Raw genomic sequence first — 20,674 nt, forward strand, 5'->3', positions numbered from 1 at the left:
AGCGCCTACGCGGCGCCCTTGATGGTGATCTCCGGGCGGTGGTACTCGACGTGGCGGCCCGCCTTCGTGTCGTACTCGACAAAGGTCAGCTTCAGGTCCGCCTTGACCGGGCCGTCCGCGTCGGACAGCGCCCGCTCCAGCTCCGGCAGGTCGTTCACGAGCGACCACGAGCCGGACGAGAACAGGAACAGCCCAAGGTCCGGATCGTCGGCCAGGCGGAACCGCAGCGAGATATCCGGCTTCGGTCCCCGGCCGCTCTTGGCCTGTTCCTTGCGCTTGGTCAGCTCGCGCGGGCAACCGCAGGCTTCGCCGATTTCGTCGTCGGCCGGGTGGCCTTCGATGAAGAACGCGCCGTCACAGATGTGGATCGGCCCGGCCTGCCCGTACAGGGCCATCCGGGTACGCAGCGCGGAAGCGCCCTCGATCACGACGGACACGCCCTTGGTCTCGGTGAGCACCTGGACGTTGTCGGACTTCTCGGTGTCCCACTCCTCCGGAGTACCGCCGTACAGCTCCGCCATGCGGTCGGCGACGTCCGGGTCATCGGTCGTCACACGCCACTCTGACAGCGCCTGTGGGCGGCGACCGATCAGGATGCCGGAGCGGAAGCGGCCGACGATGTCGTCGGCGAAGGTGTTCCGCGTCTTGGGCTTGGCGTCCGGATCGGTCTCGAAAATACGCAGCGACAAAAGGAATCCTCGCTGTCGTGTGCGGACCCGGCTGGTCCGCAGTGGTGCAGAAAGCTCAGAAACGGAACGGGTTCACGTACTGCGGCGCCCGAAGCTCGCGGTACAGGTGGTCCATGTAGGCCGCGTTCCGCCGGGCCGCGAGCCTGCGGGACTCCGCCTTGCGCGTCTCTTCCGCCTTCTCCCGCGCGGTGCGCTCGCTCGCGGCGATGTCGGCGGCCTTGATCAGGGTTTCGCCGATTTCGCGGGCCTGTGCTTCGGTGAGCGGCAAGCCCTTGGCGTCGCAGCCTTCGGCCGTGATCTTGATGGTTGCGGCGTTCTCGTCGCTCGCCACCACCCGATTGACTCGCAGCGTTCGGCGGTGCGCGGTGACGACGGCCGGGAACGGCGAAATCTGCTCGACCTTCGCGCCGGTCGGCAGGGCCTTCGGGTCGGGCTTGTCGGTGGTCTCGTACGTGACCTTGTGCGTTGCCATGAAACGGTTTCCCCTCTTGCTACTTGCTGGACGAGCGACGTTCGGACCCCGTCGAAGCGACGGACTCATGTAGCGGTTTGCCAATGACAGTTGATGATTCGGTGGTGACCCAGTCGAATACCTTGCGCAGGGTCAGGAAGTAGTCGAACACCCCGGCGTCGACACGGGCCGGAACGAGCTTCCAGCCCTCCGGCCGCAGATGCAGCACCGCACCCGCGTGGATCTCCGGGACGGGCACTTGCTCGCCGTCCTGCGTCACGATGTGGTCGGCGTAGCTGTACGCGGAGAGCTGTAGCGCCACCTCTTCGTGCACTCCGGAGCGCGTCGACTTCGCGTCGAGCATCACCGTTTCGCCGTCGATATCACAGATGGCGTCGAAGCTTCCGGCGTACTTGTGGGTGTTCGACCACACCGTGTCTTCGATGTGCCGATAGGTCGGCTGGTACTTGTCGTGAAACTCGTTGATCCAGCGGACGTACGGCTCAAGGTCCGGATGCTGCCTCCCGACCCGGTCACCCCGCGCTAGTTTCTCGTACAGCGCATGGACTTCGGTCCCGATGTCGGCCGCTTCGCTCGTCGTGCGGCGGTGCGCACGCTTGAGATAGTCGACCGCGCCGGTTGGATCGTTCATGGCCAGACCGACCACGGGGCCGATGTTCGACACGGCCGACTCCGCTGTGACCTTCGCGGCCCAGTAGGTCAGGAAAGGCTTGGGAAGCATGGAAAGTACGGACGTGACGCCGGGCAGCTTCTCGCGGGTCTCAGGGTGCACGTAGAAGCGGCTTCCGCCGCGCTTGATGGTTTTTACTGCGCTCACTCATTTCCCCTCTGTCGCGCTCTCTCAACCCGTTCAGTGGCGGTAGGGCGACGCGAGGGGACACGATCCGACGAGAAAGTTTCAGAACATGAAAAAGCCCCTGTCCCACAAGGGAAAGGGGCTCAGTCTTCGAGCTGCGGCTACGGGCCTTCCGGCGCCAAGCGGGCACGTAGGCGGTTGCACGCGGCGGCCGTGTCGGCGAGCACGGCGCGGACCTTCTCGGCAGTCTCCGTGTCCAAGGTGGACACTTCCGGCGAGCCGACCAACGCGGAGGCGAGCACGTGAAGCTCCGCCACCTGATCGGGCAGGCTTGCCGGGGCGCTGGTGACCTGGTCGGCATCCGGGCCGGACGCACTCTTGCGACGCGGGGCGTTCCGGTCCTGCGCGCTCAGGCCGTAGTCGGCGAGTTGCTCCGTGCTCAGCTTCCGTCGCAACACGATCCCGACCTGATGGCGAACCGACCCTTGCACCCGCTTCGAGTCCTCACGGGACAGGCCCGACGCTTCATAGAGCGCGGTCACGGCGGACCGGTACGCCTGCGACTTCCCCGCGTAGTCCGCCCGGCCCTTGTCGTCCTGGAACGTCGCCCGCAGCTCGACCAGGACGCGGCCAAGTTCCTGCTTGGCGTCGAGCGAGTCGCGCAGGACAGCGGTCTTAGCGAGGTCTGCCCCAGTGCGGACTAGCGCGGCCTGCCTGGTCGTGAGGTCCGGTTGTGCTCCCATGTCTCCCACCCTTTCACGGGGCGCGCCCTCCGCGCGGACTCGCCCCGTGACCATGGTAACGCAGCTCTTGCGTGCTTAGTCGTCGTCTTCGTCGCGGGGCCGGAAAGCCGCGTCGCAGTCACCGCAGATGATCGCTCCGCGCTCCAGGCGGCCGGGGGTGATCGGGAAGGGGTCGGGGTCGTCGCACTCGCAGGTGACGTAGATCCGCTTCCCGCCGCGCGTTCCGCCGCGCGAGCCCTTGCCGCGCTTCGGGGCTCCGCCGTCGCCTCCGTCGCCTCCCTCTCCGCCGTCGCCTCCGGCCGTGCCGGGGTCTCCGTTCTCGAATCTCCGGCCCTCCGCCAGGTATGCGAGGCGGGCCGCTTCGAGCTTCTCGATGACCTTTTCGTACCGCGCGGCGGTCGCGTCGGTGATCTCCACCTGTGAAAAGCCGATGCTCTTGTGCGGAGCCTTGCCCTCCGGCCAGATAAGGCCCAGCTCGTTCGCGGCCTTCACGAACAGGCGGTTGTGGCGGCCGTTGATGTTGGCGTCATGCTGTCCGCGAGCGTGGTTGAGCCCGTGCGCGGCTTCGTGCAGAAGGGTCTGCATGATCCGGCGGCCGGGGAGCCCGAGCAGCTCCCCGGACACGAACAGTTCCGGCCTGCCCGTGCGTATCTGCTGAACGATGTTGACCGCAGCACCTTCGTTCCCCTCTTCGTCCTGCAACCACCTGCCTGCCCAGAAGTGCGCCCACTTGGGCTTCCTGCCATGGAAGCCCGATCCAGTCACGGCGACCACATCCGGGACGTCTTTGTGCTTGCGCTGGATCGCACGCCACGCCATCTCAATGGCCTTGATGATCTCGCTACCGGTCTTCGTCATGTCCGCTTCCCTCTGTCGTGGCCTGCTGAAACAAACCTAAGCTGCGTTACCATGGTAACGCAGCTTTTTGTGGCGCACACCACACGGCACAGCTGTGCGCAGCTTGGCGTGCGCACCACAAGAAAGGCCCCGCGGCCGGCGAGGGGTGGCCTTGAAGTGCACACCACAAGCCGGGCGCGGGCAGGCCACGGGCTCAGTCAGTCGGGGAGGTCTCCGGCCCCGGCGCGATGTCCTCGAACTCATAGCCGTGGCTGGACAGGCCGCGCTGGTCGACCGGGACAGCGGTTACCCGGCGGTGGATCTCCACGCCCGCGATGAGCGAGACCGCAGCGGCGGCCACGTCGAGCACGGCACCGTCCGGCAGGCCGGGCACCAGGTGCACGAGCAGGCCCACCAGGGCGCCCACGAGCGTGAGCACCAGGGCAGGGAAACGGCGGATGTAAGCGATCAAAGTACGTACTCCTTCACGAGCTGGTGGACGCGGTCGGCGAGCGCGTCCGGGGTGGAATCGTTGGTCACGGTCACGTCCGCGCGGATGGCGTCGGACTCGCTCTCGGACACGTGCGTGTCGGCACCGGTCAGTCCGGGGCGACGTACGCGGAGGATCACGAAGCCACGCGCCCGCAGCTCGTCCGCTTCGTTGCGAAAGCGGCAGTCCGGAACGACCACGGGACCGTGGACCAGGCGGACGCGGTCGGTCAGGGCGTTGACCCAGACGTCCGGCCCGAGGGTCTCCCGCGCGCTCACCCCGAGACGCTGAAGGACGCGGCGGGCTTCCGGATAGGTGTCCTTCGCGTGCTCCCAGCCGATCCGGTCGACCACGTCCGCGAGCCGCTCGCCCTCCCGCAAGAGCGGGCTCGTTTCGTAGGCCATGGCCTTCAGCGGGTCGGCGAAGCCCAAGCGCGTGTACCCGTGATGACGGGTCATCACCTCGGCGGCCGTGTCCTTCCCGGACCGCATCCGGCCGATGATGCCGACAGACCGACGTGTCATCTCTTCTCCTCCTCTGTGGCTGCCCCTTGCTTCGTCTTCAGTGGCGGTAGGAGGGGGATAGGGGACATGGGCAGACACGGGTCAGCGGGCGACCGTGCAGTTACCTACCCCGAACGAGTGGCGCCATCCGAGAGCGCAACGGCAAGGGAAAAGCACCTGTTCGCTTGACAACTGGGGCTGACCCCCACATGTAGTCTCTGGGAACCGGCATTGCCTAGCGGTAGGGAGACCGCTTGGGAGCGGCTGTCGGGTAGCTGTGTGAACCTGCGGCACGCGAACCGACGAGTCTGCGTGCAGCTTCAACGCGCCAAGAAAATGAGTTGAAGATGATCTCTCTATTGGTCCTGGCGATCGTCGCGGTGACGGCGCTCGTCGCCTTGCTGATCTCGGCGAAGTACAAGCGCAGCCTCAAGTTCGGCTTCTTGGGAATCAAGATCGAATCGAAGGCGGACAGGTCGCCGGAAGAACCGGTCAGCGACACGGCCCAGTAGCTCGGTCGCGGGTCTGTACGCCATGGTGCAGACCCGCGACCGGTACTCAGAGCTTCAGGGCCGCGAGCGTGCGCGGACCCGCGACACCGTCCGCGACGAGCCCGGCCCGGCGCTGGAACTCGCGCACGACGCTTTCCGTACCGGCGCCGTAGATCCCGTCCGCCGTGAGATGCGAGTACGCGGGATACAAGGCGTTGAGCCGACGTTGCAGCGCCGTGACAGCCGGACCCTGCGAACCGCGCTTGAGCGTGGACCCCGGCGACGTAGGCGCAGGAGTGCCCCCGCCAGTGCCAGGAGTAGCGTCACCAAGACCGGCAGCAATTCGCCGCCACGTCGCGGGGCCGACAATCCCGTCTGCGGTGAGGCCCTGCCGGGACTGGTAGCGCTTGACGGCCGACTCTGTGTCAGCTCCGAAAATGCCGTCCGCCTTGAGACCGAGATATCGCTGGACAAGCGCGACGTCGGCCCCGGCGGAACCACGCTTGAGGGTGGCGCGCCCGCCGGAGCCGGAGTCAGGAGGGGACGGGTTGCCGCCCCCGTTCAGCCGGGCCGCGACCGCAGCAACGCGGGCGTACGGCGCGTTGATCTCGAAGTGCATTTCGTCCACCCTGCCCGAGTAGTCGCCGCCCCATCGCACAACATTGTCCACTTCGGACAGAATGCGGTGGATCTCCGAGACCTGCGACGTGTTGAACGTGCCGCGCTTGCCGAGTGGGTGCCGCGTCGCGTTCGCGTCGGCGGCCGTGGCCGAAGCGTGGTTGCTGGTCGCGGTACCGCCCCTGATCGGGCGATTCGCATAGCCCCAATCGTCGGCGCCCTGGTCGAGATCCTCGACGCGCTTGTCGAACTGGGACAGCACATACATGAGCACGTCGCCCGCCGGGCCATCTGCCACGACGATACGAACGTTCGTGCCGGGCACCGTGCGGGACGAGCGCGGCGGGTTCACGGGCCAGCCGTTCTGAGAAACAGCCATAGGAAACTCCTTGCAGCAAAAGGAAAAGAGAAGGCTTGTGGTGCACACGCCAAGGTCAGTAGCCGAAGCCGCGCGGCTCCAGCGGCCACGCTCCGACCGTGTCCGGGAAAGGTGACGGCTCTTGCGGAGACGGCGCCGGAAGATCAGGCGTCTCAAACACAGGCACCGGCAACGGCGGCACCGGCCCCGGCGGCTCGAACGGTTCTAGTACAGGCGGGGACGAACCTTCCGGTGCTGCTGTCGTAGTTGCATGTGTCTGCTTCGCCACTGCGGCACTCGGTGTGCCGCGAAGCAATGTCCCTTCGGCGGTCGCCGTCGGGTAGGACGACAAGGGGGCCAGGAACGTGTACTCCGGCTCGTACACAAGAACGGGGTTCGTGTTCTCGCGGGGCGCTACCCAGCTTGACAAGACGTTGGCCTGCGGGACGGTGAACCCGTTCGCCGTGGCGTCTGCGTGGATGCTGCTTGGTCGCGAGTACAGGACATGGTCGGCGGTGGCTTCCGCGAAGTATCGGACGACGCACTTCCGAAGGGCTGAAACGGCTTCTGTGTCCTGCCATTCGTCAACCGGCATTCCATGAAGCCATGCCAGCTCAAACACTTGAATGTTGTAAGCGTCAGGGCTTGTCAGTCCGCGAAGGGTAAACGTGCGGGTTGCGGTCGTCAGTCCGCCTAGCGTCGCCTCGAAGTTGAACCGAACCGCCGATGTCCCGAAGAGTTGAATCATGAAGCGTGCGACCAGGACGGGGTACTTCGGATTCACCATGCCGCTTGCGTAGATGGCTTGGCGACCGTCACGCGTGAACATCGCGCGAGCTACTGCCCCGTCGTTCGTCGTCAGTCGGTCGCGGTAGGTGACCTTTCGTTCTCCCCGCTCAAGGGCGCTGATTCTGTCCGCCAGGCCCCGGAACTCGGCTTGCAGTGACGGGGGCAGCGTTGGGTTAGCCAGTGGGGTCACCTCCGAAGACCTCGCGGGGTGCTGCGGTCAACGTGATCTGTTCAGTGCCGGATTCGTCCACGGACACCGATAGCTCCGTGATTCGCCACATTCCGTCAATGGGCACCAGGCCGTACCCGCCGCGAACGGTGAGCGCGTCGCCTAGGTCGAAATCGTCGAGTCCGGGTGAGCTGTCCGGATACAGCGCGATGGACGGGAGAACGACAGGAAATGCGCCGATACGGGCACGCTCTTCCGCCTTCGCTTTAAGGGTCGGATACTCCTTGATGTCCGAAAAGGACTCGACGGCCTCCAGGCGCGGAAACACGTTCGACGGGCTCCCCGCTGATGCCCACACCTGGTCGGCGCCGTCGCCGGAACCCAGCGCAAAGGCGTGTGTCACCACGGACTTACCGCCGATGCTCGCGGCGACTATGTCACAGTTCCGGCCCTGCTCCAGGGTGACGGCGCGGGCGCGGCCAACGGTTGGGTAGTGAATGCGGAACGTCGTCCGGAGATCCGCTCCGAGCCACTCGGTGGCGAAAGAGAAGTCAAAGCCGTTGATGACTGCGGCGAGTTGCTCGACCGCTTCGCCGATCCCTTTGTGTTCGGATTCCTTGTATGTGCGGTCACGCTTGACTCCGGTCTTTTCCGTGCCGTACGCGATCATTCCCAAGCGGGAGCCGTCGCCGTATTGCCCGGCGTGCTGAAGCAGCGAACGCGCGATGTCCGCTTGGTCAAACTGCGTGAAAGCGGTTGTCGCGTGGTAGTGCCGAAGCCGGAAATAGCTAAGCCAGCCCTCGCATTGCAGCTCCAGCGTCCCCGCTGCGAAGTCGGCTTGCGCATCCCACAGGAGACCCGACCACACAAAGCGGCCGTTCCGTTCGATGTAGACAGCGGTCGCGCCTCCCGTCACGATCGTCTGCCGATTGACGCGAGCTATTCCCGGATTGAGGGCAATGGTGACGGATGCCGAACCGGGGGCGTTCAAAGTGTTGACATAGGAGAACTTCTCCGCTGGTAGCTCACCGTGAATAATGCCGGAAAGCACGTCCTGAAAGAGAACGCGGTACGACGCGGTCTTGGTCACGGGCCGCGCCACACGGCGGAGAACCCGCTCAGGTGGTCCGTCGGTGCCTCCCTGGTGATCGCAGCGGCAGTAGCCGAATAGGAATAGCAACCGAACGTTGTTCCTGCGGCAAGCTTCTTGGTGGCACTGCAATTCACGTTCAGCGCGTAGTCCGCCGTGCTGTCCTTCGCCCAGAGTTGATTAGGGGCCGCGCCGATCATCGCGTACTTGTCGAACGTGCCGTAGCTGTAGCGCAGATTCAGCGCCAGTTGCCACCATCCCGCCCGCTGGATCGTGAAGACCCCTGAAGCATCAAGGGAAATGCCCTGCGGGGAAGTGATCACATCGGGAAACGAAATGAGCTTCGGCGCCGCGACCGACGACTGATCACCCGAGATCCGCCACTCGCCGCCGGGTGTCGACCCGCTCATGTCCGCGACAGAGAGCCATTCCGTGCCGCTCCAGCGGTACAGGGCCCGGTCTGTGCTTCGGATAATGATCTGGTTGACGTACGGCGCGGAGATCTCCGACGGGTTCGCCACTGCCTGAATCCCCGGTCCGAGACGCTGCCACGTCGCGCCGTTGTAGATCCAGGCTTCGCGGTTCGCGCTGTCCGTCCACACCTGCCCCGGACGGTTGAACGCGGGACGTTCGGAGCCGTACAGCGAAGGGCCGGAGATGTACTGCTGTCCGGCGGAATAGCGCCGGTCGGTCCCGGACGGCTGAGTGCCCTTCGACTGCGCCGGAACGAGGAAGTCCTGCGCCACATAGGCCGCTGGTGTCGCCGGAGGCTGCGGAGACGCGGCCGGGTCTCCCTTGCGGATCTCCAGGAACCAGCGGCCCCGCTCTGCGGCCGTGGCGGGAGGGACGACGTAGGCCACCAGGCGGTCTATACGATCGCGTGTCGCGTCGGCAGGGTCGAGCGTGAGGACCGTGGACGCGGTCGCTTCCACGAAATATACGCCGGTTTCCGTTGCCGGGGAGGGAATCGCGACCCGTCCAGGCGAGACAGTGACCGTGGTCCCGTCGAGCGAGACGGCAAAGTCGGTCACGCCGAACATGCCGACCTGACTACCCGCAAGGCGGCTGAAGATCCGGCGAACGAGCCCGGCGGAGTACTCCGTGTTGTCGGCGAAGATGGGCGGAGAATCCATTTCCTTGCTCAGAACCATAGAGAGAAACCAACTCCGATTCGGTTAGACCCAGGCGCTAGCCCACTCGCACGTCAAGGAAGCTTCGTCACCGGCAGGGCCGGGGTCGAGCCTGAATCCTTGGAAAGCGAATTCGGTTAGTCCGGGCGGACAGTTCAGCCACGTGTTTCCGGTACCGGCTGTGGCGAATCGTGGCGCGGTGCCGTTCAAGAGAACCTCATGCGTGTAGGTGTCGATATCGAGCCATTCGCCGCGCAGCAAGGTGTATCGGAATGTCAATGTTTCTGCGGTCGCAATGTTCATAATTTGCGGATCAGCGACCGGGCCGCGCACGATGAAACGCGGATACGTTGCAAAGGTCCCGTCGTTGGTGACGCGGATTACTCCCCGCTCCGAAGGGACGCCGAACGTGATCGGGAATCGAAATGGCGTTCTCACCCCTCCGCCCGGCGCATCCGGAACCGGGAGCGCGGCCGTGTGGCTCCGGATTACCGGGTCAACGATGAGCGGGCTTCCGCAATACAGTTCAACGGTGACCATTGCGAGTCCATTGCTGTATTCCACGTTCACTGGAATGGTGCGCTTGCGGACGCGGGCAGCCACGAAGCGGACCCCGCCCCCGGCGACGCCGGGGAAGCGGAACACCAAGGGCGCGTCCGGCAGGGCCGGGGCAAACGCTGCGGACACCTGATCAAGCGCGGCGGCCAGCTCGTGCCGCTCGCGGCCGTACGCCTCGATGGTGAGCGTGACCGTGCGGGCTCCGAGGTAGTCAGAGCCGCTCACGTCGCCGTGACGGCTCAGGGCGGCTCTGTCTGAGGTGCGGACGCCGGGGATGTCCAGGAGGCCGTCTACGGCCACCAAGGACAGGGGCGAGCCGGGGGCGCCGATGACCAGCCCCCGGTACTCCGCCATCCACTCGTCGGGCACGTCGAGCGCGCCCCGCTGCGCTGCGGCGAACAGGTCCGGAACGAGTTGCATTCGGCTACCTCCCGCCTGTTCGCATGGCCCAAGCGACCTCGCGGCCAATGGCGTACGGATTCGCGTTCGTCTGTGCGTAGACATTGACGACCGCGCCATTTCCGGAACCCATGCCGGACGCGGAGTGATTGGGAATTACTTGCGCACCTTTCGGCAATAGGACTTGTTCTGGTCCTCGCTCGCCGACGGTGTAGACTCCGGTCGCGGAGATCGGGCCGCCCATCGCGCGAAAGGGGTTGATGCTTGCGAGGAAATTTCCGACATCCGAGATGCGATCCTGAATCCATTGAATCGCGCCCTTGACCTTGGACACAACCCAGTCGAAAGCGTCACCGATGGCACGCCGAATGTCGGCTCCGAGATTGAAGAAGAAGCCTGTTACTCCGGACCAGATATCGAGCACCCAGTTATAGGCGGAGCGGACTTTGTCGACCACCCAATTGAAATGATCTGACACGGTCCGGACGATCGCTCGACCGGCGGACACGATGAAATCTATGATCGCGTTCCACGCGTCGACGGTCCATTGTTTTACAGAATCCCAATTCGCGATGATCAACGCGACCAAACCGACGACTGCGGCGATGATCCAGCCGATAGGCCCCATGGCCATGACCCAGGCTGCGGCCATCTGCGCGCCCCGAATCAGGGACTGCACGCCGAGTGCGACCCATCCGGCGACGAGCACCGCGAATGTGGGCACCTGTGCGGCAAGGGAGGCGAGGGCTTCTACTTTGGACAGAACCCAGGCGCCCGCGATGCGGGCCCCTTGAATCGCTGCCTGCACTCCCAGCCCCACCCACGCGGCGCCGAGAGTGACGAACGCCCCAGCCTGCACGGCGAGCGATGCCACGGCCTGAACCTTCGTCAGGACCCATCCGGCCGCAACCTTCGCGGACTGAATGAAGCTCTGCACTCCCAGGCTCAGCCAGAGCGCGGACAGCGACACGAGCGCGGCCGACTGCGTGACAAGAGAAGCTATCGCCTGAACCTTCGAGACCGTCCATGCCGCAACGGTTTGCGCCGCGCTGATCGTGGCCTGTACGCCCATCGCGACGAGCGCAGGAAGGAACACGGCCATGATCACCCCGGCCACAACCGAGAGCCAATCCGAGTTGCTCCCGATCCAGTCCACTAGGGACGTGAGCGCTGGAAGTACTGTGCTGGTCAAGATCCCTGCGGCGACACTCAGCGCGGGGCCTAGAACCGTGGCCAGGACACCCGCCGTCTTCTCGATGAGCGGCACCACGTAGGTACCCAGCACGGTTACGAGCCCGCTCGACAGGGTCCGTCCGAACGCCTCCAGGCGCGTCTGTGCGTTGTCGTGCAACGTATTTCCCGCTGCGGTTGCGGCGCCGGACACTTGGCCCAAACCCGCGACGGCGGTTGACGGGTCGAGCGCGTAGAGCGCGTCTTGAAGGTCTTCCGCCTGCGTGCCAAAGAGGTTCACGGCGGCCGTCGAGCGCTTCACGGGGTCGGGGATGGCGCGGAGCCGGTCTAGGGTGAGGTCGAGCGCTGCTGCGGCTACTGGTCCGCCTGCGGCGAACTTGCCCGCCATATCCGACGTGGACAGGCCAATTGCCGCGAAGCCGTCTGCCGTGGTCTTGCTGCCATCCTTGGCACGGATGGCGAACTCCTTCAACGCGTCGGCGACCTTGTCCGCATCGCGCGCCCCGGCCTGAAGCCCTTGCGAGAGCAGGCCGGTAGCGGTCTGCCCGTCGATCCCCAGAGCGCGGAACATGGTGCCGTACTCGTTGATCGTGTCGAGGAAGTCCCCCGCCTTGTCCACTCCGTGCTGAAAGCCGGAAACGATGATGTCGAACGCCTCATCGGCATTGGCCGCGAGTCCCGTTCGGATCATCTGCCCTACGGCGCGGGTGACCCCGCCTAGGTCCTGGTCGAAGATTTTGGCCGTGTCACTGGCCTTCGCGCCGATGCGCTGAAGGTCGGCTTGTGAGGCGGTGCTCATGCCGTCGATGTTTTGGACGACACCGCGAATCGCTTCGGTGATGTCGGCCATGGATTCGCCGTATCCCTTGGCGTACAACGAGCCTGCGGCAGCGCCGTAGGTCTTCGCCTGCGCTCCGGTCGCGCCAAGCTGTGCGTTGAGCTTGTCTGTCAACGACTCTTGCGCGAGCGCGTCTGAGATGGCGGTGCCGATGCCCGCGACCGCACCGGACACGACTGCGAATTTCGCCGCCATGCCCGCCATCTTCCCCGCGACGTTACCGAGTGAGACCCCGAAGCCGGACACGGCCTGGTCGCCGTCGCTCAGCTTCTTGGTGAGGTCCGAGACGTCACCCAGGATGGTTACCTTGATGGGCTTGGCCATCGGCGCCCCCTCACGTCATAACCGGGGTACGTCGCGTCCCCGGCTCGTGCCCTCCGCCGTGTCGGCGGTTGCGGTCCTTCAGGTCTTTGTCCATTGCGGACACCAGCGCGTTGAACTCCACGAGTCGCAGCTTGTGCAGGTCCGCCCACGTGACGCCGAAATGGCTCACGAGCCGCGCCTTGGTTACTGCGCGGCGGGCTCGGTAGGGTCCGGCTTGACCGGGCTCTCGACGCGGATCTTCAGGCTTCCGGCCTGTTCGATCGTGAAGGCGGGATCTTCACGGCGCTTCATCACGAATGCGAGAGCGCGGAGGAACTTGCCCTTGCGGGAACCGGGCTTGGCCACCGACTCGATGGACGCATCGATGATCTCTTCGACCGTCTCGATTTCGTCAATCGTCAGTTCGTCAATGTCGATGGAAATGAAGTCGGACAACGATTCTCCAGTCTGTCTACGAGCCGAGAGCGCGCCGGACAAGCCGGGTGATCCGGTCACGGAACACGGCGGTGTATTCAGGCTGCTTCTGTCCGGCGGTGCGGAAAAGGAAGGGGTTCGGCTTGATGTGGCGTTTGCGCCACCCGAAGTGGATAGGCCCGGCATACGGGACCGACGCGCCGCGTCCCGCGCGGACGATGGCGCCCTTGACGCTCGCACTCGGCTTGACCGTGCGTGCCAGTCGGCCGGAGCGATGCGGGGCGGCACGGCTCGCGGGCTGCGCCACGACGTCGGCGGTGTCCTTGTGCGCCTGCGCGAGCTCCTCGCGCAGGTCTGCGTCCTTGGTGCGGCGGATGGCGCTCCGCAGCTCCCGAAGCCCGTCTACCCGCACCTCGAAGTCATGTGTCATGGGTTCTCCTTGTGGGTGTGCACACCAAGCCCCCCGTGATGCACGTCACGGGGAGCTGCTAAGCTTCTAGAGCGGTGGTTCTCGTTCGGAGGGACACGCTTCTGATTTCTGGGTCACGAAGCGTCCGGGATGAGAGATTTTTGGCCGCGCTAAGGATGGGGGGGAGCCGCCTTAGCTTGCCCAATGGAAACATTGGTCAGGCCTGACGTGCTTTGTCTGCCTGACCAGGCAGGCAGGGGGTATGTCCCATGGCGATCGGTCCCACCGAGCTCGTGGCGGTCTGCGCCGTCTCTGGAGCAATCATCGGGGGCATTGCTAGGCCGCTTTGCAAGTGGCTCATAGTGCGAACACTCGCGTCGAAGGCTCGCCCTGAAGATCTTCCTAAGATCGCTGTGGCCCTCCACCCCTCGATTCGATTCAGCGAGCGGCTAGGCCGAAATCAGCAGCCCGACGCTGCGGAGGACGCGACTGCCGATGGCCCGAACCCGTAATCATGGAAGCCCGGTTGTGGTGTGCACACCAAGCCCCTTCGCCGGACGCGGGGTCTTCGGGTTGTGGTGTGCACACAAAGCGGGGCCGGGCTTAACCGCCTGCCGCAAGGGGAGTCGGCTCGGCGTAGACGAGCTTCAGCGCGTCGGCATTACCGGGATCGAGAATCCGGAACGGCAGTTCCATGACGGTGATTTCATCGATGGACGCTTCCGGAGAATCGCCGGTGAACTGAATCGCCGGGGCCTCGATCACGAGTCCGCTCGACTTTCCGTCACTGGCCTTCGTCGCACCTGTGTAGGTGATGCGCGCGGACAACACGGTGCCCGCAATGAACGCCTCATAGAAAGCGAGCGTCGAGTCATCGAATTCTGCTTCGATGGACCCTTCATACGTCGGCACAGCCGCGCGAACGGGCACCTTCTTCAGCGGGTTCGCTCGTACAAAGCGCCGGTCGGTCTTGAGCCCGGACTCAGCCGAGATCGTCCACTTGGTGACGTCGAGCGGGGTGTACGCGGACGCGCCGGGCTGCTTGAACTCGACCACGCCCGCCGTCCAGTCGAACGGAAAGGCTTCGGCCGGGTAGACCGGAGCGAGGGCAGCCGCGCCGTGCGTCACGGTCTGAAAGTCGAACGCGACCTTGACCGCGAGTGGCGAGCCGACTTCCTGCGTCAGCTCAACAGTTGTCGCGACACAACCGACATGCCGGAACGCGGTCACTCCGCCGGAGGCTTTAGGGCGCACCATTTCGGCGGTGAAGCTCTTGCCGCTTCCGGTACTCGCGGACGTGAACGTGTGCGCGGTCGTTTTGCCTGCGGGCTTGCTTTCGTGCCGGTCGAAGGCGGAGGCGAACAGCGTTGCGGCTCCAGCGTCGAGTACATCGCACTCGATCTCACCTTCGCCGCCCATGTCCACGATGCGGCGACGGTCCGCGCGGGCCGTCTGAAGGCCGGTGCGGAAGCCCACGGACTCCATGAACTCGCGGGTAGTCTTCCAGCTATCGCCCTTGCCTTCGTATCCGTCCACAGTGGATGCGGCGGTGCCGTAGGCGGTTTCCGCGCCCAGGGCGATTGTTGCGTCTAGGGCCACTCTGGCACCCTCCTATGTGTGTATGCGTGCCCGAAGAGCGAGCGTGACGTCAGCGACGGCGGTTGAGCCGTTCCCGCCTTCGCCGCTGGTCACGGCGACACGCACGGGTCGGGCGTCCATGAGCCCGGACACGCGGTGCGGGTGGAAGTCGTCCAGGACGGCGCCTTCGATTTCGGCGCGTAGCTCGTAAGCGGCGGTCTCGGCCCTGACCGGGTCGCCGGGCGTTGTTGCCCATGCCCTGATGGTCAGCTCAGCCGAGATGTTGGACGGCTTCCGTCGCCCGGCCGCGAGCGCTACGGGCTCGATCTCCGGTTCTACGGTGTCGGTGAACCACACGCTTCGGCTTCGTGCGTCTGCGGGTTCGGCGTAGGAGACCTGGACCCCGCTACCGACGAACCGCGCCTTGAGCGCGTCGTACAGCGCGAGCTTGGCCGCAAGGATCACGTACACGCGTTCACCCCCACGGCGGCCGGAGGCGGTAGCGGTTCAGGACCGCGTTCACCTCCGGCAGGGACGTCGGACGCCAGTTACCCCCGGCTTGCGCAAGGGACACCTGCCCGAACTCTGAGGTGATGGACAGGGCGCGGTCAGGCATCCGTGAGTGGAGATCCACGGCCCACTGCCGTGCGATGGTCCGCACTGCCCACCTGATGGCCGTAGGCGGGCGCTCCGGCCATGCTTGGCCCGTGTACCCCTCGACGGTCTCCACGGCGTAGGAGAGGGCCTCCGACAGGTCCGCGTCGGTGAACAGGCCGGTATCGGCGAGCCCGTCCAGTCGCCGCAGTTCCGGCAGGGTCGCGTACTGGTCGAGAGCAATCACGCGGCGCCTCCGTTCTTGTGGTGTGCACCCCAAGGAACGCCCCGCGGCCGGCGAGAGTGCGGCATGTGGTGCGCACTCCAACCGGCCGGGCGTTACCGCAGGTGGGACGGATCAGGCACCCACACCCGGAGCGGGCAGGGTGAGCAGAGCGGAACCGGTCGCGTCGAGCAGCGAACCTCCGGCGCGCTGGACGAACTTGAACGACACGAGGTCCTCGACGAACTTGGCTTCAGTGCTACGGGCAACCCGCAGCGGCCCGGCGAACCGGGTGATGAAGCCCGAGAGGTCCGAGAGAACGACCTTGGTGTTGTCGTTGTCGAAACCGGCGTCCCGCAGGACCGGGCGGCCCATGAGCGTGAGGGCGGTCCCGTCCGCAACGGACTTCAGGAGGTACTGACCGGTGTTGTCCTTCAGCTTCCGCAGACGCGCGATGGTCTTGCGGCCCATGAGCCACGAAGCCCGGTTGGCCGCTGCGGTCGGCAGCTCGTAGAACAGGTCAATCACGAAGTCGGCCGCGTCGGCTTCCTTGGTGAGCTTCGCCGGAGTCTCCTTAATGGAGATCCCGGCGAGCAGAGCGGCGAGGAAGTCCCGGCCCATCTGGTCGGCGAGATTCGGCCCGGCGTCGGCGGCGAGGAAGCCCACCAGGTCGACCACGTCGTCCTGGACCAGCTCGGCCGACAGGTGAGTCACGTAGCCGTACTTCTCCGGCGTGTTGCTCACGGTGTCGGTGGACGGGTAGTTCTCCGGAAGGGCCTGCGCCTCAGTGGGCTTGGTCTCCGGCCGCTTCGGCGTGACGCGCGGGAAGGTCAGCTTCTCGCCCGTGCTGGTCGTGACGGAGCGGGCGCCACCGACGATCACGTTGGATCGCTCCGCGATGATCTCGATGAGCTGCGTGTACAGCGTCTCCGAAGGAGTGGCCTTGCCCGCCTGCTTGTTCGCCGCGTCCACGCCCACGCCCATCACGGCGCGGAACTCGGCCGCGTCGCCGACGTTCAGGCTCCGCAGAGTGGTGCTGTCCTTCTCGCGGTTGTCGGTGGCCTGCGGCTGCGGTGCGCCCTGTGCGAGCAGGGCCACGGCGAGGCTGCGAGCCTCTTCGGTGCGCTGCGCGGTCTGCTCTCGCGCTTCGGCGTTCTTGGCGTTGGTGAACGCCTCCGCGAAACGGGTGTCGAGCCGGTCGAGCAGTTCGAGAATGCGGGCGCTCGTGTCGGTGGCGCCATCGGCGTCGGCCGCGTTCAGGGCGTGCTCTGCGCGGGCACGCTCTTCGGCGGTCTCCTGAAGCTCAGTGGTCAAAGTTGGGTTCCCCTTCGGTGTGGCTGCGGCCGTCGCGGGCCGTGTGTCGGATGCCGTGGCGCTGCGGGCTTCGTGAAGCGCGCGCAGCGCTGCGGTGGTGTCGGGGTAGGCCGGGGTCAGGACCGGGCCCAGCTCCACGACGTTGATACGGCGCAATGTGCGGATGACTTCGCCGTCTGGCGTGTCGGTCCATTCCTGGTCGGAACGTGCGTCCGGAAGGGAGAACGTGAACGAGGACCCGCGCAGGACTCCGCGCCGGATCAGTTCGGCGACGTCGCGCGCGGTGCTGGTGTCCGGCAGGTCGATTTCGTACCAACCGCCGGTGTCGTCCTCACCGACCCGCAGCCCCGCGCCTGTGCGGGCAAGTGGGGCATCCGCGTTGTGGTTGAACGTCGCGAGCATCTCATTACGTGCCATGGACTCACGGCCTGCACCGCGCTCGATGCGCTCCCGGAACCCGCCAAGGTCATGGGACAGCGCGCCGAAAACGTAGGCGTAGCCGCGAATCGTGGTGGTCTCGTCTTCGGTCCGCAGCTCGACCGTGCGCGCGTAGTCGCGTCGCTCAGTGGTCAACAGGTGCGGTCTCCTTGGGCTTGTCGGCCGACTCGTCGTCGGTCTCGTCCGCGTCGGTCGCGGGGTCCTCCCCGATTTCGTCGGCGGTGTCGTCCGGTTCGTCGGCCGGTTTGGTCGTGGTCTTCCCGGCGGACAATGACAGCGGGCCGTCCGGGGTGAGCAATGCGAGGTTTAGCGGGAGTTGGAAGAAGTCGCCGTACTCGGTGTCCGGGGGAAGGTCTTCGAGCGCGCGTACTTCGTTGCGGGTGTAGATGCCTGATGCGAGACCGACGCGGTAGGTGTCCATGCGGTCTTTAATGGCGCCGCGTTGGATGGCGTCGAGACTCAAGCGGACAAACGCTTTCGGGTCGCCCGTGTCGGCGACGAGCAGCGCGGTTAGTGCCTCTTCGATCCGCTCGACCCATGGCCGCGTGGAGTACTGCGCAAAGCTCGTGTTCTGCTCCGACAAGCCAGAACCCCACGAAGTCGAGTTGGTGGCGTCCGCGATGAGATGCGGCGGCACACCAAAAAGCCTTGCCACGTCGGGAACCTGGAACTGACGTGTTTCCAAGAACTGTGCTTCGTCCGGGCTGATCGTGACTTTCTGGAACGTCGCGCCCTCCGTGAGGATGGCGAGACCGTGCCGGTTTCCCCTGCCACGATGGATATTGCGCCATGTCTGCCGCGCGGCCTTCAGGCCCTCCGGCGACATCGGGCCGGGAACGTTTACCACGGCGCCGGGAAGCGCGCCATCCCTGAAAAAGTCACCGCTGTATTCGAGTGCCGCCAACGCGGAACCGATGGTGAGCGCTGCGGCCTTGAGCGGTGAGACTCCGCGCAGGTCTCCGGCAAGCGGAAGCCCTTGCAAGTGAAGGACGTCCTTCGGGTCGAGTGCTCCGACGATGTCCGCCGGTTCCTCTTCACCTGCGACAGAGAGTTGGTACACCAGGCGTTTACGGCCGGAGCGGGTCGCGACGTAGCGCGGCTCCACCATGGACGCGGGGATGACGTCGAGTGCGACCACACGGCCACCCGAGCGAGAGACCAGGATATAGGCGTTGCCTTCAAGGAGAAGGCTCGTCATGATCTGTCCGAAGAACGTGATACGGCCGATGTCTGGATTCGGCTTGATCAGCCAATCCGGTGTGGGCAGCGGACGGCGGCGTTTGGCCACGCGACGGTACGTGTCCACAGGCAGTGTCGCGATGTTGTCAGACAGCAGCCGCACGCACGCGAAGACAGCAGAGACCTTCAACGCTGTCTCGCGCGTCAACGGCTCGTCGTCCGGAGCGTCCACCCCGAACAGTTCACCGCTGGTCTTTGCCTGCTCTACCGGCACGGGAGCGGAGCGTTTCTCCACAAAGGACATGAAGCCCACTAGGCCGCACCGCCCTTCGACTTCGCAGCGCACACAGCGCCGATCACGGCGAGCACTCCGCCCGTGATCCATCCGGCGGGGCCGTAGATGGCTGCGGCGCCGGTCGTGATCGCCGACGCGCCACCGGTCGCGAGGATCTCCGGCGAGCTTTTCCGCCACAGTGCGGCGGTTCGCCAACGGAGTTTCTTCGTGGCGTAGGCGGTTCGCTGCCACGTATCAGTGTTGAGAACTGCGATCTCCTTTCACCACATGTCGTCATCCTCGAAGTCGTCCCACGCACGTCCGTTCACCAGGAAGCCGTCACTTGTGCTCCGGTCTTCCCGGAAGAGCTGTGCGCGGTGAAGGGCACCGATCAGGCACACGGCGAGGTCGATTTTTCTTTTGCTGCCCGCTGTTTCCTTATGGATGCGGGGGCCTCGCGTGTCCTCGCGCACGACCGCGTTGGCAAGGTGGCGCGCTAGGGCCGGGTCGCCGGAGTGCGTCATCCGGCCTTCCACGATCACCTCATACGCGCTCTGCGTCGCGGGCACCATGCGGGCAAGGGAGTTGGTCGGGAACTCCACGACCGGTAGGCCCTCTTCGGCTAGCTCCTGCATGGCGACTTCCCACCGGTACGGGTCGCCGGGAACCTCCGCGACCCGGTAAGTCCGGCATATATCCCGGATTCTCTGCTTGACCTCACCCAGTGGCGTACGCCAGTGCGGGTCATCCGGCGGGGCCTCCCAGTGCCCGAGTACCTCCGCGTGCAAGTCGGCCAGGCGGACGCCGACGATGCCGGTTGAATCGCCTTTCCACGCTGCGTCAACGAAAGCGACGATTTCGTCGCCGGGTTCTAGCCGCTTGTCCGGTCGCGCGAGCGCTTCCCACGCGCCGTGAGGAAGCCACGTTGAGCCGCCCCGTACGAATTGGTTCAAGCGGTACATGCGGAAATTGGCTTCCGGTGTCCGCTTGCAGCTCGCGGCGAAGTCGTCGTCGTTCATGATTTCCCACGACGGATTGCAGCGGCGCCACACGTCGGGGTCGCGGTGATCCACGGTCTCGCCGGGCTGGACTCCGTACCAGCGAGACCAGAAAGTGGGGTCGTCCTCTTCGCCGGACGCGACACGGCGGCCGTACTCGACCAAGTCCGCGAACGGCCCGTCAGGCAGTGGTCCGGCGGTCGAGATCACCAAGAACAGGGGCTCGTTCCGTTGCGCAGAGCCAAGAGTGAGCGCGTCGAACAGGTCGGAGTTCTTCGCCTGCGCGTACTCGTCCATCACGATCATGGACGGGTTCAAGCCTTGCTGTAGACCAGCGTCGGCGGACACGGCCTTGAACCGGCCCCCCGTGGCGTGACAGATGATCTGATCACGTTGAACAGTGCAAATGTCCGACAGAAGGGGAGACATCCGCACCATGCGGGCGGCTTCGGCGAACAGTAGCCGGGCCTGGTCGCGGGTGTTGGCTGCGCAGATGACTTCCGGCGCCGCGTCGCGGGTGTCCGCGCACAGGTGGTACAGCGCGAGCGCTGCGGCAAGCTGTGTCTTGCCGTTCTTACGTGCCACACCAAGAACCGCCGTGCGGTACCGGCGTCGGCCGCCCGGGGTAAGACGGTAGATCTCGTCAACGACGTCGCGTTGCCACGCGAGCAGACGGAACGGCTGCCCGAGATACGAGCCGCCTAGCGTGAGGTGCTGGACGAATCGGCGTACCCGTCGTCCCTCTGTTCTGGGGGACAACGGTTTCAC

At 65.4% G+C, this 20,674-nt stretch carries 22 protein-coding genes; 1 reads left to right on the forward strand and 21 read right to left on the reverse strand.

All coding sequences use genetic code 11. The annotated features are described in order from the left end of the window. Positions 1-5 precede the first annotated feature (5 nt). The 7 genes from AB0M65_RS13910 to AB0M65_RS13940 form a co-directional block, all read right to left on the reverse strand. Entirely contained in the window at positions 6-689 is a 684-nt protein-coding gene (locus AB0M65_RS13910) for a hypothetical protein (RefSeq protein WP_364026463.1), read from the reverse strand. Positions 690-744: 55 nt separating this feature from the next. Further along, positions 745-1,161 carry a hypothetical protein gene (locus AB0M65_RS13915; RefSeq protein WP_364026466.1) on the reverse strand — a complete coding sequence of 139 codons (417 nt, stop codon included), beginning with the start codon at positions 1,159-1,161 and terminating at the stop codon, positions 745-747. 19 nt (positions 1,162-1,180) lie between these two features. Next, positions 1,181-1,978 (reverse strand): hypothetical protein, encoded by a 798-nt coding sequence (locus AB0M65_RS13920; protein ID WP_364026469.1) that lies wholly within the window; start codon positions 1,976-1,978, stop codon positions 1,181-1,183. A 140-nt stretch (positions 1,979-2,118) separates the two neighbouring features. Continuing rightward, positions 2,119-2,700, reverse strand: a complete 582-nt coding sequence (locus AB0M65_RS13925) for a hypothetical protein (protein WP_364026472.1) — start codon at positions 2,698-2,700, stop codon at positions 2,119-2,121. 75 nt (positions 2,701-2,775) lie between these two features. Continuing rightward, entirely contained in the window at positions 2,776-3,558 is a 783-nt protein-coding gene (locus AB0M65_RS13930) for a hypothetical protein (protein WP_364026475.1), read from the reverse strand. 193 nt (positions 3,559-3,751) lie between these two features. Then, positions 3,752-4,009, reverse strand: coding sequence for a hypothetical protein (locus AB0M65_RS13935; RefSeq protein ID WP_364026477.1), 258 nt, complete (start codon positions 4,007-4,009; stop codon positions 3,752-3,754). Then, on the reverse strand, positions 4,006-4,551 hold the full coding sequence (locus AB0M65_RS13940) for a hypothetical protein (RefSeq protein WP_364026480.1): 546 nt from the start codon (positions 4,549-4,551) through the stop codon (positions 4,006-4,008). The genes AB0M65_RS13935 and AB0M65_RS13940 overlap by 4 nt, the downstream gene beginning before the upstream one ends. Before the next feature lie 326 nt (positions 4,552-4,877). Here AB0M65_RS13940 and AB0M65_RS13945 point away from each other — a divergent pair, with 326 nt between their 5' ends. After that, positions 4,878-5,042, forward strand: a complete 165-nt coding sequence (locus AB0M65_RS13945) for a hypothetical protein (protein ID WP_364026483.1) — start codon at positions 4,878-4,880, stop codon at positions 5,040-5,042. Between the two features lie 46 nt (positions 5,043-5,088). Here the strand turns inward: AB0M65_RS13945 and AB0M65_RS13950 are convergent, their stop codons facing one another. The 14 genes from AB0M65_RS13950 to AB0M65_RS14015 form a co-directional block, all read right to left on the reverse strand. Continuing rightward, a complete protein-coding gene (locus AB0M65_RS13950) occupies positions 5,089-6,018 on the reverse strand; it encodes a peptidoglycan-binding protein (protein WP_364026486.1) in 930 nt (309 codons plus the stop codon). Between the two features lie 55 nt (positions 6,019-6,073). Then, entirely contained in the window at positions 6,074-6,976 is a 903-nt protein-coding gene (locus AB0M65_RS13955; protein WP_364026489.1) for a hypothetical protein, read from the reverse strand. Continuing rightward, positions 6,960-8,045 (reverse strand): hypothetical protein, encoded by a 1,086-nt coding sequence (locus AB0M65_RS13960; protein WP_364026492.1) that lies wholly within the window; start codon positions 8,043-8,045, stop codon positions 6,960-6,962. The genes AB0M65_RS13955 and AB0M65_RS13960 overlap by 17 nt, the downstream gene beginning before the upstream one ends. Beyond that, on the reverse strand, positions 8,042-9,085 hold the full coding sequence (locus AB0M65_RS13965; protein WP_364026495.1) for a hypothetical protein: 1,044 nt from the start codon (positions 9,083-9,085) through the stop codon (positions 8,042-8,044). Before AB0M65_RS13965 ends, AB0M65_RS13960 begins: the two co-directional genes overlap by 4 nt. Before the next feature lie 135 nt (positions 9,086-9,220). After that, positions 9,221-10,153, reverse strand: coding sequence for a hypothetical protein (locus tag AB0M65_RS13970; RefSeq protein ID WP_364026498.1), 933 nt, complete (start codon positions 10,151-10,153; stop codon positions 9,221-9,223). Positions 10,154-10,157: 4 nt separating this feature from the next. Next, positions 10,158-12,485, reverse strand: a complete 2,328-nt coding sequence (locus AB0M65_RS13975) for a phage tail tape measure protein (RefSeq protein ID WP_364026501.1) — start codon at positions 12,483-12,485, stop codon at positions 10,158-10,160. Positions 12,486-12,668: 183 nt separating this feature from the next. Then, entirely contained in the window at positions 12,669-12,920 is a 252-nt protein-coding gene (locus AB0M65_RS13980; protein WP_364026504.1) for a hypothetical protein, read from the reverse strand. 16 nt (positions 12,921-12,936) lie between these two features. After that, positions 12,937-13,329 carry a hypothetical protein gene (locus tag AB0M65_RS13985; protein WP_364026507.1) on the reverse strand — a complete coding sequence of 131 codons (393 nt, stop codon included), beginning with the start codon at positions 13,327-13,329 and terminating at the stop codon, positions 12,937-12,939. Between the two features lie 582 nt (positions 13,330-13,911). Next, positions 13,912-14,907 carry a phage tail tube protein gene (locus AB0M65_RS13990; RefSeq protein WP_364026510.1) on the reverse strand — a complete coding sequence of 332 codons (996 nt, stop codon included), beginning with the start codon at positions 14,905-14,907 and terminating at the stop codon, positions 13,912-13,914. A gap of 12 nt (positions 14,908-14,919) precedes the next feature. Beyond that, positions 14,920-15,357: a hypothetical protein gene (locus tag AB0M65_RS13995; protein WP_364026513.1), complete on the reverse strand. Its 438-nt coding sequence runs from the start codon at positions 15,355-15,357 to the stop codon at positions 14,920-14,922. 4 nt (positions 15,358-15,361) lie between these two features. After that, positions 15,362-15,727 carry a hypothetical protein gene (locus AB0M65_RS14000; RefSeq protein ID WP_364026516.1) on the reverse strand — a complete coding sequence of 122 codons (366 nt, stop codon included), beginning with the start codon at positions 15,725-15,727 and terminating at the stop codon, positions 15,362-15,364. Positions 15,728-15,838: 111 nt separating this feature from the next. Next, positions 15,839-17,590 (reverse strand): phage major capsid protein, encoded by a 1,752-nt coding sequence (locus tag AB0M65_RS14005; RefSeq protein ID WP_364026519.1) that lies wholly within the window; start codon positions 17,588-17,590, stop codon positions 15,839-15,841. Further along, the gene (locus tag AB0M65_RS14010) at positions 17,580-18,938 is read right to left on the reverse strand and encodes a phage portal protein (RefSeq protein WP_364026610.1); all 1,359 of its coding nucleotides are present in this window, start codon (positions 18,936-18,938) and stop codon (positions 17,580-17,582) included. Before AB0M65_RS14010 ends, AB0M65_RS14005 begins: the two co-directional genes overlap by 11 nt. 251 nt (positions 18,939-19,189) lie before the next feature. Beyond that, positions 19,190-20,674, reverse strand: a complete 1,485-nt coding sequence (locus AB0M65_RS14015) for a terminase large subunit (RefSeq protein ID WP_364026522.1) — start codon at positions 20,672-20,674, stop codon at positions 19,190-19,192.

The organism is Amycolatopsis sp. NPDC051071, from assembly GCF_040682875.1.
In the GTDB taxonomy this organism is placed as follows: Bacteria; Actinomycetota; Actinomycetes; order Mycobacteriales; family Pseudonocardiaceae; genus Amycolatopsis.

What these genes read in the sequence shown, in the direction of transcription:
- AB0M65_RS13915 (WP_364026466.1), bottom strand. Translation starts at nt 1,161, where the DNA reads ATGGCAACGCACAAGGTCACGTACGAGACCACCGACAAGCCCGACCCG.
- AB0M65_RS13925 (WP_364026472.1), bottom strand. Translation starts at nt 2,700, where the DNA reads ATGGGAGCACAACCGGACCTCACGACCAGGCAGGCCGCGCTAGTCCGC.
- AB0M65_RS13930 (WP_364026475.1), bottom strand. Translation starts at nt 3,558, where the DNA reads ATGACGAAGACCGGTAGCGAGATCATCAAGGCCATTGAGATGGCGTGG.
- AB0M65_RS13940 (WP_364026480.1), bottom strand. Translation starts at nt 4,551, where the DNA reads ATGACACGTCGGTCTGTCGGCATCATCGGCCGGATGCGGTCCGGGAAG.
- AB0M65_RS13945 (WP_364026483.1), top strand. Translation starts at nt 4,878, where the DNA reads ATGATCTCTCTATTGGTCCTGGCGATCGTCGCGGTGACGGCGCTCGTC.
- AB0M65_RS13950 (WP_364026486.1), bottom strand. Translation starts at nt 6,018, where the DNA reads ATGGCTGTTTCTCAGAACGGCTGGCCCGTGAACCCGCCGCGCTCGTCC.
- AB0M65_RS13965 (WP_364026495.1), bottom strand. Translation starts at nt 9,085, where the DNA reads ATGTTCGGCGTGACCGACTTTGCCGTCTCGCTCGACGGGACCACGGTC.
- AB0M65_RS13970 (WP_364026498.1), bottom strand. Translation starts at nt 10,153, where the DNA reads ATGCAACTCGTTCCGGACCTGTTCGCCGCAGCGCAGCGGGGCGCGCTC.
- AB0M65_RS13975 (WP_364026501.1), bottom strand. Translation starts at nt 12,485, where the DNA reads ATGGCCAAGCCCATCAAGGTAACCATCCTGGGTGACGTCTCGGACCTC.
- AB0M65_RS13985 (WP_364026507.1), bottom strand. Translation starts at nt 13,329, where the DNA reads ATGACACATGACTTCGAGGTGCGGGTAGACGGGCTTCGGGAGCTGCGG.
- AB0M65_RS14010 (WP_364026610.1), bottom strand. Translation starts at nt 18,938, where the DNA reads ATGTCCTTTGTGGAGAAACGCTCCGCTCCCGTGCCGGTAGAGCAGGCA.